Annotated in this window: 13 protein-coding genes; 8 read left to right on the top strand and 5 right to left on the bottom strand. The window is 56.4% G+C overall.

Annotated elements, in window-relative coordinates; all coding sequences use genetic code 11:
• The 7 genes from ftsK to HMPREF3178_RS08465 all read left to right on the top strand — a co-directional run.
• Positions 1–2,765, top strand: a 2,765-nt coding sequence (ftsK, locus tag HMPREF3178_RS08495; RefSeq protein WP_228705127.1) for a DNA translocase FtsK, incomplete at its 5' end; no start/stop codon positions are given.
• Positions 2,766–2,884: 119 nt separating this feature from the next.
• Positions 2,885–3,496: an outer membrane lipoprotein periplasmic chaperone LolA gene (gene lolA, locus HMPREF3178_RS08490; RefSeq protein ID WP_004100642.1), complete on the top strand. Its 612-nt coding sequence runs from the start codon at positions 2,885–2,887 to the stop codon at positions 3,494–3,496.
• A gap of 8 nt (positions 3,497–3,504) precedes the next feature.
• On the top strand, positions 3,505–4,848 hold the full coding sequence (rarA, locus tag HMPREF3178_RS08485) for a replication-associated recombination protein RarA (protein WP_004100647.1): 1,344 nt from the start codon (positions 3,505–3,507) through the stop codon (positions 4,846–4,848).
• 90 nt (positions 4,849–4,938) lie between these two features.
• Positions 4,939–6,231, top strand: coding sequence for a serine--tRNA ligase (gene serS / locus HMPREF3178_RS08480; protein WP_004100649.1), 1,293 nt, complete (start codon positions 4,939–4,941; stop codon positions 6,229–6,231).
• 200 nt (positions 6,232–6,431) lie between these two features.
• Positions 6,432–8,870, top strand: a complete 2,439-nt coding sequence (gene dmsA / locus HMPREF3178_RS08475; RefSeq protein WP_017146205.1) for a dimethylsulfoxide reductase subunit A — start codon at positions 6,432–6,434, stop codon at positions 8,868–8,870.
• Between the two features lie 10 nt (positions 8,871–8,880).
• On the top strand, positions 8,881–9,498 hold the full coding sequence (locus tag HMPREF3178_RS08470) for a DMSO/selenate family reductase complex B subunit (protein ID WP_004111868.1): 618 nt from the start codon (positions 8,881–8,883) through the stop codon (positions 9,496–9,498).
• 1 nt (position 9,499) lies between these two features.
• Positions 9,500–10,363, top strand: a complete 864-nt coding sequence (locus HMPREF3178_RS08465) for a dimethyl sulfoxide reductase anchor subunit family protein (protein WP_017146204.1) — start codon at positions 9,500–9,502, stop codon at positions 10,361–10,363.
• Positions 10,364–10,419: 56 nt separating this feature from the next.
• On the opposite strand, the gene HMPREF3178_RS30825 is transcribed toward HMPREF3178_RS08465, so the two are convergent.
• Positions 10,420–10,626, bottom strand: coding sequence for a hypothetical protein (locus HMPREF3178_RS30825; protein WP_123830269.1), 207 nt, complete (start codon positions 10,624–10,626; stop codon positions 10,420–10,422).
• An 11-nt stretch (positions 10,627–10,637) separates the two neighbouring features.
• Between HMPREF3178_RS30825 and HMPREF3178_RS08460 the strand changes: the two genes are divergently transcribed.
• Positions 10,638–11,786, top strand: coding sequence for an MFS transporter (locus HMPREF3178_RS08460; protein ID WP_017146203.1), 1,149 nt, complete (start codon positions 10,638–10,640; stop codon positions 11,784–11,786).
• A gap of 39 nt (positions 11,787–11,825) precedes the next feature.
• Here the strand turns inward: HMPREF3178_RS08460 and HMPREF3178_RS08455 are convergent, their stop codons facing one another.
• The 4 genes from HMPREF3178_RS08455 to HMPREF3178_RS08440 all read right to left on the bottom strand — a co-directional run.
• Positions 11,826–12,263 carry a PTS sugar transporter subunit IIA gene (locus HMPREF3178_RS08455; protein ID WP_004100664.1) on the bottom strand — a complete coding sequence of 146 codons (438 nt, stop codon included), beginning with the start codon at positions 12,261–12,263 and terminating at the stop codon, positions 11,826–11,828.
• A 53-nt stretch (positions 12,264–12,316) separates the two neighbouring features.
• Positions 12,317–13,228, bottom strand: a complete 912-nt coding sequence (locus tag HMPREF3178_RS08450; RefSeq protein WP_017146202.1) for a transketolase family protein — start codon at positions 13,226–13,228, stop codon at positions 12,317–12,319.
• A complete protein-coding gene (locus HMPREF3178_RS08445; RefSeq protein ID WP_016808068.1) occupies positions 13,228–14,025 on the bottom strand; it encodes a transketolase in 798 nt (265 codons plus the stop codon). The genes HMPREF3178_RS08450 and HMPREF3178_RS08445 overlap by 1 nt, the downstream gene beginning before the upstream one ends.
• A gap of 12 nt (positions 14,026–14,037) precedes the next feature.
• Positions 14,038–14,577: PTS transporter subunit IIC (locus tag HMPREF3178_RS08440; RefSeq protein WP_323807550.1), on the bottom strand; the 540-nt coding region annotated here is incomplete at its 5' end.

Below are 14,577 nucleotides of genomic sequence, written 5' to 3'. Positions count from 1 at the left end.
CGGAACAGGCTCCGGTGCAGCAGCCAGCTTATCATCCGGAGCCGATCGCACAGCCACAGCATGCGTACCATCCGGAGCAGGCTCCGGTGCAGCAGCCAGCTTATCAGCCGGAACCGTTCTCGCAGCCGCAGCATGCGTACCAGCCGGAACAGGCGCCAGTGCACCAGCCCGATCCCTATGCTGCCCCCGTTGAGCCTGAGCCTCCGCAAGAGGAGGTGAAGCCTCCGCAAGAGGAGGTGAAGCCTCAGCGTCCGCCGATGTATTACTTTGAAGAAGTAGAAGAGAAACGCGCGCGTGAACGCGAGCAGCTTGCCGCCTGGTATCAGCCGATTCCTGAACCCGTCAGTCCGGTGGCGACAAAACCCATCACGCCTCCGTCTTCACCGGCGGGAGATGTTGCCGCCGTGAGCGCACTGGCGGCCGGGGTCCATCAGGCAACGGGTGCGGCTGCAGCTAGCGCCGCCGCGGCCTCAACCGCTTCTGCCGCATCCGGCGCTGCGCCGTTATTTAGCCCGGCTTCGGGCGGTCCTCGCGCGCAGGTAAAAGAAGGCATTGGCCCGAAATTGCCTCGTCCAAATCGCGTTCGGGTTCCCACCCGCCGGGAACTTGCCTCCTACGGGATCAAGCTGCCTTCGCAGCGGTTAGCCGAAGAGCGCGCGCGTCAGGCTGAGCATCAGCACTATGATGATTCGCTGTCTGACGAGGAAGTTGCAGAGCTCGAGCAGGGAGAGCTGGCGCGTCAGTTCGCCGCTGCGCAAAATCAGCGCTATGGTGATAGCTACGCTGCCGAAGATGAAACGGCAGATGACGATTCCGCTGCTGAAGCCGAGCTGGCTCGTCAGTTTGCCGCATCTCAACAACAGCGCTACGCAAGCGAGCAGCCGCCGGGATCGCATCCGTTCTCTGCGGCTGACTATGAATTCTCGCCAATGAAAACGTTAGTTGACGATGCGCCGAGCGAGCCTGTCTTCACGCCATTGCCGGAAGTGCAGCAGCCTGCTCCGCAGTATCAGCAGCCGGTCCAGCATTCGCAGCCCGTGCCGCAGCCGATGCCGCATCAGCACGCCCCTCAGCAACCGCAAAATGTGCAGCACCAGGCTTATCAATCCGCGCAGCATCAGCCGGCTCAACATCCGCAGATGCCGCAGCAGGCTGCTGGCAGCTATCCGCAGCAGCATGCTTCTCAGGGGCACGCCCCGCAGCAGCCGGCCCCACAGCCGCAGGAGAGTCTCATTCATCCGTTGTTGATGCGCAATGGCGACAGTCGCCCGTTGCAGAAGCCGACGACGCTGCTGCCGTCTCTTGACCTGCTTACGCCGCCCCCGGCTGAAGTTGAGCCGATTGATACCTTTGCGCTTGAGCAGATGGCGCGCCTGGTTGAAGCTCGTCTGGCCGATTTCCGCATTAAAGCCGACGTGGTGAACTACTCACCGGGCCCGGTAATCACTCGCTTTGAGCTTAACCTGGCGCCGGGCGTGAAAGCAGCGCGTATTTCCAACCTGTCGCGAGATTTGGCCCGTTCCCTGTCCACAGCGGCGGTGCGCGTAGTCGAAGTTATTCCGGGTAAGCCTTACGTTGGCCTGGAGCTGCCTAATAAAAAACGGCAAACCGTTTACCTGCGCGAAGTGCTGGATAACGCGAAATTCCGCGACAATCCTTCACCGCTCACCGTGGTCCTCGGCAAAGACATCGCGGGCGAACCCGTAACCGCCGACCTGGCGAAGATGCCGCACCTGCTGGTGGCTGGTACTACCGGTTCCGGTAAGTCTGTTGGGGTCAACGCCATGATCCTGAGCATGCTTTACAAAGCGCAGCCGGAAGATGTGAAATTCATCATGATTGACCCGAAAATGCTCGAGCTGTCGGTTTATGAAGGCATACCGCATCTGTTGACCGAGGTGGTGACGGATATGAAAGACGCCGCCAACGCTTTGCGCTGGAGCGTTAACGAGATGGAGCGTCGGTATAAGCTGATGTCTGCGCTGGGCGTGCGTAATCTGGCGGGTTACAACGAGAAAATTGCCGAAGCCGCGCGTATGGGACGGCCAATTCCGGATCCGTACTGGAAGCCTGGCGACAGTATGGATGCAACCCATCCGGTACTGAAAAAAGAGCCTTATATCGTGGTGCTGGTCGATGAATTTGCCGACCTGATGATGACCGTTGGTAAGAAAGTGGAAGAGCTGATCGCCCGTCTGGCGCAGAAAGCGCGCGCCGCGGGTATCCACCTGGTGCTGGCAACTCAGCGCCCTTCGGTTGACGTGATTACCGGCCTCATCAAAGCCAACATCCCGACGCGTATCGCCTTTACCGTCTCGAGTAAAATTGACTCGCGTACCATCCTCGATCAGGGCGGTGCGGAATCTCTGCTGGGGATGGGCGATATGCTCTACTCCGCGCCTAACTCGACGATTCCGGTGCGCGTGCACGGCGCTTTTGTGCGCGACGAGGAAGTTCACGCTGTCGTTCAGGACTGGAAAGCGCGCGGTCGTCCGCAGTATGTCGATGGCATCACCTCCGACAGCGAAAGCGAAGGCGGCGGCGGTGGCTACGATGGCGGGGAAGAGCTCGATCCGCTATTCGATCAGGCCGTGAATTTTGTGACGGAAAAACGCAAAGCCTCCATTTCTGGGGTACAGCGTCAGTTCCGCATTGGCTATAACCGCGCCGCGCGTATTATTGAGCAAATGGAAGCCCAGGGTATTGTGAGCGAGCAGGGTCATAACGGTAACCGTGAAGTGCTGGCTCCGCCGCCCTTCGAGTAACCGCTAAGCTGGGTAAATAAGTGAAAATCAGCCTTTTCTGCTGTTTAGCCGCCGTTAGCGGGTCTAAATTTGGCAGAAGAGGCTCCCGCGTCGGGAGTGACGCACATAAAGGAATGATAATGAAAAAACTCGCAATCACCTGTGCATTACTGTCCGGTCTGGTTGTCAGCCAGGTATGGGCGGATGCCGCCAGCGATTTAAAAAGCCGCCTTGATAAAGTGAGCAGCTTCCACTCCAGTTTTACGCAGAAGGTCACCGACGGCAGCGGTAATGCCGTTCAGGACGGGCAGGGTGATCTCTGGGTCAAGCGGCCAAATCTGTTCAACTGGCACATGACTCAGCCAGATGAAAGCGTGCTGGTTTCTGATGGCAAAACGCTATGGTTTTACAATCCGTTTGTTGAGCAGGCCACCGCCACCTGGTTAAAAGACGCGACCAGCAATACGCCGTTTATGCTGATTGCCCGTAATCAGGCCAGCGACTGGCAAAACTACAACATTAAGCAGAACGGTGACGATTTTGTTCTGACTCCGAAAAACGGCAGCGGTAATCTTAAGCAGTTCACCATCAATGTGGGTCGTGACGGTACGATTCATCAATTCAGCGCCGTGGAACAGGACGATCAACGCAGCAGCTATCAGCTGAAATCGCAACAAAATGGTGCCGTGGATGCATCTAAGTTCACCTTTACGCCGCCGCAAGGGGTTACGGTGGACGATCAACGTAAATAGAGGCGAACGTGAGCAACCTGTCGCTCGATTTTTCCGATAACGCGTTTCAACCTCTGGCCGCCCGTATGCGGCCAGAAAATTTAGCGCAGTACATTGGCCAGCAGCACCTGCTGGCGCCGGGTAAACCCTTACCGAGGGCGATTGAAGCCGGGCACCTGCACTCGATGATCCTCTGGGGGCCGCCGGGGACGGGAAAAACCACCCTCGCTGAGGTCATTGCGCGCTACGCCAGCGCCGATGTTGAACGTATTTCAGCGGTTACCTCCGGAGTGAAAGAGATCCGCGAGGCCATTGAACGCGCGCGTCAAAACCGCAATGCGGGTCGCCGCACGATCCTGTTTGTCGATGAGGTCCATCGGTTTAATAAAAGCCAGCAGGATGCCTTTTTGCCGCATATCGAAGATGGAACTATCACCTTTATCGGCGCGACGACGGAAAACCCTTCCTTTGAACTCAATTCTGCACTGCTATCCCGCGCGCGCGTCTATCTGCTGAAGTCGCTGACCAGCGACGATATCGAACAGGTTCTTAATCAGGCCATGAGCGACAAAACGCGCGGCTACGGTGGGCAAAATATTGTACTACCGGACGAGACGCGCAAGGCCATCGCTGACCTTGTCAACGGTGATGCGCGCCGGGCGCTGAATACGCTGGAAATGATGGCCGATATGGCTGAAACCGACGCCTCCGGCAATCGCGTGTTGCAGGTTGAACTGCTGACCGAAATTGCCGGCGAGCGCAGCGCGCGTTTCGACAACAAAGGCGATCGCTTTTACGATTTAATCTCCGCGCTGCATAAATCGGTCCGCGGAAGCGCGCCGGATGCCGCCCTCTACTGGTACGCGCGGATTATTACCGCCGGCGGCGATCCCCTCTACGTTGCCCGCCGCTGCCTGGCGATTGCCTCTGAAGATGTAGGCAATGCCGATCCGCGCGCGATGCAGGTTGCGATCTCCGCCTGGGACTGCTTTACCCGCGTCGGACCGGCGGAAGGTGAACGCGCCATTGCTCAGGCCATTGTTTATCTTGCCTGTGCGCCCAAAAGCAACGCTGTTTACACCGCCTTTAAAGCGGCAATGGCCGACGCGCGCGAACGTCCCGATTACGACGTCCCGGTGCATTTGCGCAATGCCCCCACGAAGCTGATGAAAGAGATGGGCTACGGGCAGGCGTACCGCTATGCACATGATGAACCTAATGCTTATGCCGCCGGAGAGCAGTACTTCCCGGAGGAAATGGCGCAAACTCGCTATTATCAGCCGACAAACCGGGGGCTGGAGGGCAAAATAGGCGAAAAGCTCGCCTGGTTAACCGAACAGGATCAAAATAGCCCGATAAAACGCTACCGATAATTGAGGCGTTGCGGTAAGGTTGTCACACTATTTCCGTGGTCGCGCTCTGCGGCCATTTTTCTTTATTAATTCGATAAGCACAGGATAAGCATGCTCGATCCCAATCTGCTGCGTACCGAGCCAGACGCAGTCGCAGAAAAACTGGCACGCCGGGGCTTTAAGCTGGATGTAGATAAACTTCGCGCTCTGGAAGAGCGTCGTAAAGTTCTGCAGGTTCAAACTGAAAACCTGCAGGCGGAGCGTAACTCCCGATCGAAATCCATTGGCCAGGCGAAAGCGCGCGGGGAAGATATTGAGCCATTACGCCTGGAAGTGAACAAGCTCGGTGAGCAGCTTGATGCCGCTAAGACCGAGCTGGACGCGCTGCTGGCGGAAATCCGCGATATTGCGCTGGCTATTCCAAACATCCCGCATGATGACGTACCGGCCGGTCGCGATGAAAACGATAACGTTGAAGTCAGCCGCTGGGGAACCCCGCGCGAGTTCGATTTTGACATTCGCGATCACGTCACGCTGGGCGAAATGCACGGAGGGCTGGATTTTGCCGCCGCCGTGAAGCTGACCGGTTCTCGCTTTGTGGTCATGAAGGGCCAGCTGGCACGCCTGCACCGCGCGCTGGCGCAGTTTATGCTGGATCTGCATACTGAACAGCACGGTTACAGCGAAAACTATGTTCCGTATCTGGTTAACCAGGACACGCTGTACGGCACTGGTCAGCTACCAAAATTTGCCGGCGACCTGTTCCATACCCGTCCGCTGGAAGAAGAAGCCGACAGCAGCAACTATGCGCTGATCCCAACGGCGGAAGTCCCGCTGACCAACCTGGTTCGCGATGAAATCATTGATGAAGACGATCTGCCGATCAAAATGACCGCCCATACGCCGTGCTTCCGCTCTGAGGCGGGCTCTTACGGCCGTGATACCCGTGGTCTGATCCGCATGCACCAGTTCGACAAAGTTGAGATGGTGCAGATTGTGCGTCCGGAAGATTCCATGGTCGCGCTGGAAGAGATGACCGGTCACGCCGAGAAAGTGCTGCAGCTGCTGGGTCTGCCGTATCGTAAAGTGGCTCTGTGCACTGGCGACATGGGCTTCAGCGCGTGCAAAACCTACGATCTGGAAGTGTGGGTACCGGCGCAGAATACCTATCGTGAAATCTCTTCCTGCTCCAACGTGTGGGATTTCCAGGCGCGTCGTATGCAGGCGCGCTGCCGCAGCAAGTCTGACAAGAAAACTCGCCTCGTACACACGCTGAACGGTTCTGGCCTGGCGGTTGGGCGTACGCTGGTCGCGGTGATGGAAAACTATCAGCAGGCGGATGGCCGCATTGAAATTCCGGAAGTGCTGCGTCCGTATATGCGCGGCCTTGAATTTATCGGCTGATTTTTCGACTCTTTTCTCAAAAGCGCCTGCGGGCGCTTTTTTTTTACCCCCTTCTTGATACCGGGCAATAATCGACTTCGCGAATACGCAGATACTCCCTTTGGATTAACCAGCATAAAAAACTAATAAAGTCTAATTTCGTTATATATAAAACTATATAGCGGCTTTAAGTTAATTGTGAGCAACCAAAGCGAGTATCTATGAAAACCAAAACCCCCGATGCTTTACTGGCTGCCGAGGTGAGCCGGCGTGGTTTAATGAAAACCACGGCGATTGGCGGGCTGGCAATGGCCAGCAGCGCTTTTACCTTACCCTTCACGCGCATTGCCCACGCTGCGGATAGCCTGAGTCCCACCAGCGAAACCGTTACCTGGAGCGCCTGTACGGTTAACTGCGGTAGCCGCTGTCCGCTGCGGATGCATGTGGTCGATGGTGAGATCAAATATGTTGAAACAGACAATACCGGCGATGATAGCTACGACGGCCTGCATCAGGTTCGCGCCTGTCTGCGTGGCCGCTCGATGCGTCGACGCGTCTACAACCCGGACCGCCTGAAATATCCGATGAAGCGCGTGGGCAAGCGCGGCGAGGGCAAATTCGAGCGCATCAGCTGGGAAGAAGCATTTGATACTATCGCCAGCAATATGCAGCGCCTGATAAAAGAGTACGGTAATGAGTCTATCTATCTGAACTATGGAACGGGTACCCTCGGCGGAACTTTGACTCGCTCATGGCCACCGGGAAAAACCCTGATTGCCCGCCTGATGAACTGCTGCGGCGGCTATCTCAACCATTATGGCGACTACTCCACCGCGCAAATCGCCGCTGGCCTGAACTACACCTACGGTGGCTGGGCCGATGGCAATAGCCCGTCGGATATCGAAAACAGTAAGCTGGTCGTATTGTTTGGCAACAACCCCGGGGAAACCCGAATGAGCGGCGGCGGGGTAACCTATTACCTGGAACAGGCGCGGGAGAAATCCAACGCCAGGCTGATTATTATCGATCCACGCTATACCGACACCGGTGCCGGACGCGAAGACGAGTGGATCCCGATTCGCCCGGGAACCGACGCCGCGCTGGTCTCCGCGCTGGCGTGGGTGATGATTACGGAAGACCTCGTTGATCAACCTTTCCTCGATAAGTACTGCGTAGGCTATGACGAGAAAACGCTGCCGGAAGGAGCGCCAGCCAATGGCCACTATAAGGCCTATATTCTCGGTCAGGGCAAAGACGGTATCGCGAAGACCCCTGACTGGGCGGCGACGATTACCGGCATTCCCCAGGCGCGTATCGTGCAGCTGGCGCGCGAAATCGCCAGCGCTAAACCTGCCTATATTTCTCAGGGCTGGGGCCCGCAGCGTCATGCCAACGGTGAGCTGGTATCCCGTGCAATTTCAATGCTGGCGATCTTAACCGGTAACGTCGGGATTAACGGCGGCAACACCGGCGCGCGTGAAGGTTCTTACTCCCTGCCTTTTGAACGCATGCCGACGCTGGATAATCCTGTGGAAACCAGTATTTCCATGTTTATGTGGACCGATGCGATTGAGCGCGGTACGGAAATGACCGCGCTGCGCGACGGCGTGCGCGGCAAAGATAAGCTTGACGTCCCTATCAAAATGGTCTGGAACTATGCTGGTAACTGTCTTATCAACCAGCACTCAGAAATCAACCGTACCCATGACATCCTGCAGGATGACAAGAAGTGCGAAATGATTGTGGTCATTGATTGCCATATGACCTCCTCAGCAAAATATGCCGATATTCTGCTGCCGGACTGTACGGCCTCGGAGCAGATGGATTTTGCGCTGGATGCTTCCTGCGGCAACATGTCCTACGTGATTTTTGCCGACCAGGCCATCAAGCCGCGCTTTGAGTGCAAAACCATTTATGAAATGACCAGCGAACTGGCGAAGCGCATGGGCGTTGAGCAACGCTTCACCGAAGGTCGCACGCAGGAAGAGTGGCTGCGTCATCTCTATGAGCAATCCCGTAAAGCGATCCCGGCACTGCTGCCGTTTGATGAATTCCGCAAGCAGGGAATCTTCAAGCAGCGCGATCCGGAAGGTCACCACGTTGCCTATAAAGCCTTCCGTGAAGATCCCGCCGCCAATCCGTTAACGACGCCGTCAGGGAAAATTGAAATTTACTCTGCGCAGCTGGCGGAAATTGCGGCGACCTGGGAGCTTAAAGAACAGGATGTCATCGACCCGCTACCGATCTACAGCCCTGGGTTTGAAAACTATGACGATCCGCTGGCTGAAAAGTATCCGCTGCAGCTCACCGGTTTTCACTATAAAGCCCGTACGCACTCCACCTACGGCAACGTTGACGTGCTGAAAGCGGCTTGCCGTCAGGAGATGTGGATCAACCCGCTGGATGCGCAGAAGCGCGGCATCGCTAATGGCGATCGGATCCGCATCTTTAACGATCGTGGTGAAGTCCATATCGAAGCCAAAGTGACCCCGAGAATGATACCTGGCGTGGTCGCGCTGGGTGAGGGGGCCTGGTATAACCCGGACGCAGGCCGCGTGGATCAGGCTGGCAGCATCAACGTGCTGACCACCCAACGCCCGTCGCCGCTGGCGAAAGGCAATCCATCGCATACCAACCTCGTCCAGGTTGAAAAGCTGTAAGGAGTAACCGATGACAACTCAATATGGTTTTTTTATTGATTCCGCCCGTTGCACCGGTTGCAAAACCTGCGAACTGGCTTGTAAAGACTATAAAAACCTTACGCCGGAAGTCAGCTTCCGTCGTATCTACGAATACGCCGGCGGCGACTGGCAGGAGGATAATGGGGTATGGCAGCAAAATGTCTTTGCCTATTACCTCTCTATCGCCTGCAACCATTGTGAGGATCCTGCCTGCACTAAAGTTTGCCCTAGCGGAGCGATGCACAAGCGTGAAGATGGCTTTGTCGTCGTCGATGAAGATGTCTGTATCGGCTGTCGCTACTGTCATATGGCCTGCCCGTACGGCGCACCGCAGTACAATGCGACAAAAGGCCATATGACCAAATGCGATGGCTGCCACGAGCGCGTAGCCGACGGCAAAAAACCGATTTGCGTGGAATCTTGCCCGCTGCGCGCCTTGGATTTCGGCCCGATTGAAGAGCTGCGTAAAAAACACGGTCAGCTGGCTGCCGTCGCGCCGCTGCCTTCGGCGCATTTCACTAAGCCGAGCATTGTGATTAAACCTAATGCCAACAGCCGACCGTGTGGAGATACCACCGGCTACCTGGCTAACCCGAAGGAGGTGTGAGATGGGGAGTGGATGGCATGAATGGCCGCTGATTATTTTCACGGTCTTGGGTCAGTGCGTCGTGGGCGGATTTATTGTACTGGCTCTGGCGCTAATAAAGGGCGATTTAACGCGTGAACAGCAGCAGCGCGTGGTGCGAAGTATGTTTGGCCTGTGGGTGCTGATGGGCGTAGGTTTTATTGCCTCGACTCTGCATCTTGGGTCGCCGATGCGCGCTTTTAACTCGCTTAATCGCGTGGGGGCTTCATCGCTCAGCAACGAAATCGCCAGCGGTGCGCTGTTCTTTGCCGTCGGCGGCATTGGCTGGCTGCTGGCGGTGGTGAATAAGCTACCCGCGGGACTGCGTCACCTCTGGCTGCTTATTACCATGGTGCTCGGGATAATCTTTGTCTGGATGATGGTCCGCGTCTATAACACCATCGATACGGTGCCCACCTGGTACACGGTCTGGACGCCACTGAGCTTCTTCCTGACGATGTTTATCGGCGGTCCGCTGCTGGGATATCTGCTGCTGCGCTTTGCGGACGTCAACGGTTGGGCGATGCGCCTGCTGCCGACGGTGACTCTGCTGGCGCTGGTGGTGAGCGTGACCGTGGTGCTGATGCAGGGTCAGGAGCTGACAACAATCCATAGCTCTATCCAGCAGGCCTCGGCGCTGGTGCCGAACTATGGTTCGCTGATGGCGTGGCGCGTGGTGGCTCTGGTGCTGGCGCTGGTATGCTGGATTGCTCCGCAGCTCAAAGGCTATCAGCCCGCATTGCCGCTTCTGGGGCTGGCATTTGCGCTGGTGCTGGTTGGCGAAGCGATCGGCCGCGGCGTCTTCTATGGCCTGCATATGACCGTCGGGATGGCAATCGCCAGCTAATCGTCCTTTATCGCGCCAGAATTATGATTTCTGGCGCGATAAAAAGTGCGGTCGATTCATGAAATATTTCTACTGATATTCCCACCGCTTTTTTTTAATAAATTAATAAAAACAATGGAATAATATAAATAACTATTCTGTTGACGATCCGCTGGATAAAAAACTTCAATCGTTCCCCCGCAAACCGCGTCAGGCCTGATTTCAGGTAGATTGACAATGTTTTCAGCAGTGGCATGATGCGCACGAAATCTGAACTCCATCACGGTTTATATCCATGACCATCTACACCCGGCCAGTGCAAATGCTGCTCAGTGGCCTGCTTCTGTTGACTCTGGCGATAGCGGTTTTAAATACGCTCGTCCCGCTTTGGCTCGCCCATGAAAATATGCCGACCTGGCAGGTTGGAATGGTGGGGTCGTCCTATTTTACCGGTAATCTGGTGGGAACGTTGCTCGCCGGATGGGTAATTAAGCGCCTGGGTTTTAACCGCAGCTATTACCTGGCATCGGTTATTTTTGCCGTGGGCTGCGTGGGTCTTGGTATCACTATTGGCTTCTGGAGCTGGTTCAGCTGGCGTTTTATCGCCGGCGTCGGCTGCGCGATGATTTGGGTGGTGGTTGAGAGCGCGCTGGTCTGTAGCGGCACTTCGCGGAGCCGGGGTCGACTGCTGGCGGCCTATATGATGATTTATTATGTCGGCACGGTACTGGGCCAGCTAATGGTCAGCAAACTGCCGACGGATCTGATGAGCGTTCTGCCGTGGGTGACGGCGCTGGCTCTGGCGGCCATCCTGCCGCTGCTGTTTGCTCGCGTGGCGACTCAGGCCGATGAACCGCATGAACCGGCGCGTATCTGGCCAATGCTACGGCTGCGTCAGGCCCGCCATGGGGTCAACGGCTGCATTATTTCCGGCATCGTTCTCGGTTCGCTGTATGGCCTGATGCCGCTATGGCTTAACCACCAGGGCGTTAGCGATTCCGGCATTGGCTTCTGGATGGCGGTAATGGTGAGCGCGGGTATCGTTGGGCAGTGGCCGATTGGCCGTCTTGCCGATCGCTACGGGCGTCTGCTGGTCCTGCGCGTTCAGGTATTTGTGGTGATCCTCGGCTGTCTGGCAATGTTAAGCCAGGCCGCAATGGCGCCGGCGCTGTTCGTGCTGGGGGCATCCGGCTTTACGCTCTATCCGGTGGCTATGGCCTGGGCCTGTGAAAAAGTGGAGCGTCATCAGCTGGTGGCGATGAACCAGGCGCTATTAATGAGCTATACCGTGGGTAGCCTGCTTGGGCCGACCCTTACCGCGATGCTGATGCAGAATTTCTCTGATAATCTGCTGTTTATCATGATCGCCAGCGTGTCATTCATCTATCTGCTGACGCTGCTGCGCAAAGCGGGCCACCATCCTACGCCGGTGGCGCACGCATGATTTATGCAAAACATAGCCAGGGCACGCCCTGGCTATGGTTTAATGCGAAGCAAGAAGCGCGGCAAACTCGGTCTGGCTTTGCACCGCGCTGAATCGCTGAAGTCTCTCCCCTTCATCCAGCCAGCAGACTAACCGCTGGATCGTCTGAATATGCTGTTCGCTATCTGCCGCCGCCAGTATGACTATCAGCCGAATTCCGGGATGATCGGGAAAATCAACGGCTTCGCTACAGCAAAGCAGCGAAAGCGCGCTGTTTTTGCTCAGCACGCCCGCTTCCGGACGCGCATGCGGTAGCGCAAATCCCGGGCTCAGTATATACCAGGGGCCATCCTGCTCTGTGGCGTGGATAATCGCACCGGCATACCCGGCGGTAATTTTCCCCTGTTGCTCTAGCGGGCGGCAGGCGAGCTGAACAGCGCTGCGCCAGTTCAGGCAGTGGCTGGTGAACTGACAGGCGGAAAACAGCGTCTCTTCCATACACATTCCTTTTATGCGCGAGCCGACCGCCATCTGACCGGCTCGCCTGGTGGTTAGCGTAGAGCATTAAACAGCGCTTCTCCCGAAATGCCGTATTTCGCTTTTAGCTGTCTGCTGTTACCCGATTCGGTAAATGTATCCTGCGTTCCCAACCGCGTAAGGCGCGCCGGATGCGCCTTTTGCGCCAGGGTTTCCGCGATCAGCCCACCGAGGCCGCCGTTGACGGTATGATTTTCAAGCGTAGCGATAAGTGGGCAATCATTAACCAGCCGATAAAATTCTTGCTGATTAAAGGGCTTAAGGGTTGCGACGTGAATCAGCTTGCCCTTTTTGCCGCTGGCGACCAACTTTTCATAACCCTCGGTGGCCTGCTCCAGAACCGTCCCTTCAAAAAGAATCGCAAAATCATTGCCGCTGTCGGCGATGGCGGCGATATCGCTCACCCGCGGCACGACGCTTTTGTCGCGAACCGGCATCGGTTCGCGGGCAACGCGGATATAAACGGGCCCCTTTATTTTTGCCGCCTGCTCGAAGGCCTCGGTGATTTCTTCCGCATCTGCTGGCGTCAGGATGGTTAATCCCGGAAGGACGCGGGTCAGCGCTAAGTCCTCCAGCGCATGATGAGAAGCGCCGTCAGGTCCATCATCCATACCGGGATGGCTACCGACGAGTTTTATATTGGCTTTGGCGTAGCAGGCCTGCCGCAGCTGGGTCCAGGCGGTGCCGGTGACGAACATGGCAAAGTTAACATAGAAGGGCATAAAGCCTTCCAGCGCCTGGCCGACCGCGAAACTCATGGCGGAGCCTTCCGCAATGCCCATTTCGAAAAAGGCCTCAGGATAGATGGCCTGAAACTGGTCAGTACGGGTAGAGCTGGCTAAATCACTGTCGATAACAACGACGGGATAGCCTTTTTCTTTTAGCGCAATCAGGGCCTTACCGATCTCATCACGGGGTGCTTTCATCACTGTAACTCCTCCATTGCCTGCTGAAATTGTTCTTTGCTCGGGGTTTTTGAGTGCCAGTCGCCGTTGTTTTCCATATAGCTGACGCCGGAACCTTTCGTCGTGTGCGCCACGATGGCGACCGGCTTGCCTTTCAGATGGCGGGATAGCATCAGGGTATCGGCAACCTGATGCATATCATTGCCATCGTGCAGCTCCAGTACATGCCAGCCAAAGCTGCGGATTTTGTCCGCCAGCGGCTCGAGATTAACGACTTCATTAACGGGGTCGTGGGAAGAGAAGCCGTTGTAATCGAAGATGGCGACCAGATTATCCATTTTCATGTGACCAGCCTGCTGTAAGGTTTCCCAGATTTGGCCTTCATGCATTTCGCCATCGCCAACGATGGCAAAGACCCGGTGCGGATCGTTGCGCCGCTTTTTGGCGGCCGCCATACCAAAAGCAATCGACAGCCCCTGACCCAGCAGACCGGTTGTGGCATCGACCTCCGGTAGTGATTTAATGCTTGGGTGTCCCTGCAGGCGCGAGTTGATCTGCCGGAACGTATGGAACTCGCTGCGATCGATCTTTCCTTTTTGATAGAGCATGGCGTACTGCGCGGCGACGGCGTGGCCTTTACTCATCACCACGCGCGAGCGCGGGGAGGCTTGCAGATCGACTTCCTGATAATAGAGCCAGGTAAGAATGTCGATTATCGACAATGCCCCGCCCGGATGGCCAATCCCGGATTCGTAAATCATGGTGACTATCTCGCGGCGAGCGGCAAGCGCATGGGATTTCAGTTCATCAATGTTCATGTTCTTTCCTTCTTAGGGCAGCATTTTACCGATGTAGTACACGACCAGACCCAGGGCAACGAAGTCAGTTTCCGGGAAGCTGGTGCCTGAAAGACCGACGGACTCCATAATCGGGTAAATCAGCGCAGGGCCAATACCGATCAGGATCCCGGTGATGAAGCTTCCGGCAATCGCGCCTTTCCAGCCGCCGGAGGCATTACCAAATACCGCAGCGGTGGCGCCGATGAAGAAGTAGGGAATAGCTACCGGGATAATGACGGTTTGTCCGAGGATCGCCAGCAAACCCATCACCACCAGCCCGCCGACAAAAGACGAGATAAATCCGAGAACCGTGGCGGTTGGAGCGTAGGGAAAGACGACCGGGCAGTCGAGCGCGGGTTTGGCATTAGGAATAAACTTCTCCGAGATGCCGAGAAAGGCCGGAACAATTTCTGACAGCAGCAGGCGCACGCCGGTAATGATGATGTACAGAGAAGCGGTAAAGGTCAGCGACTGAAAGAGCGGGTAAACCAGCCAGTGCATGCCGCCGGCCGCTGCGGTGACCGCAGCGGC

Source organism: Klebsiella sp. HMSC09D12, assembly GCF_001808475.1.
Lineage (GTDB): Bacteria > Pseudomonadota > Gammaproteobacteria > Enterobacterales > Enterobacteriaceae > Klebsiella > Klebsiella oxytoca.
The sequence above is the reverse complement of the archived record's forward strand: the minus strand, read 5'-3'. Positions and strand labels throughout refer to the sequence as shown.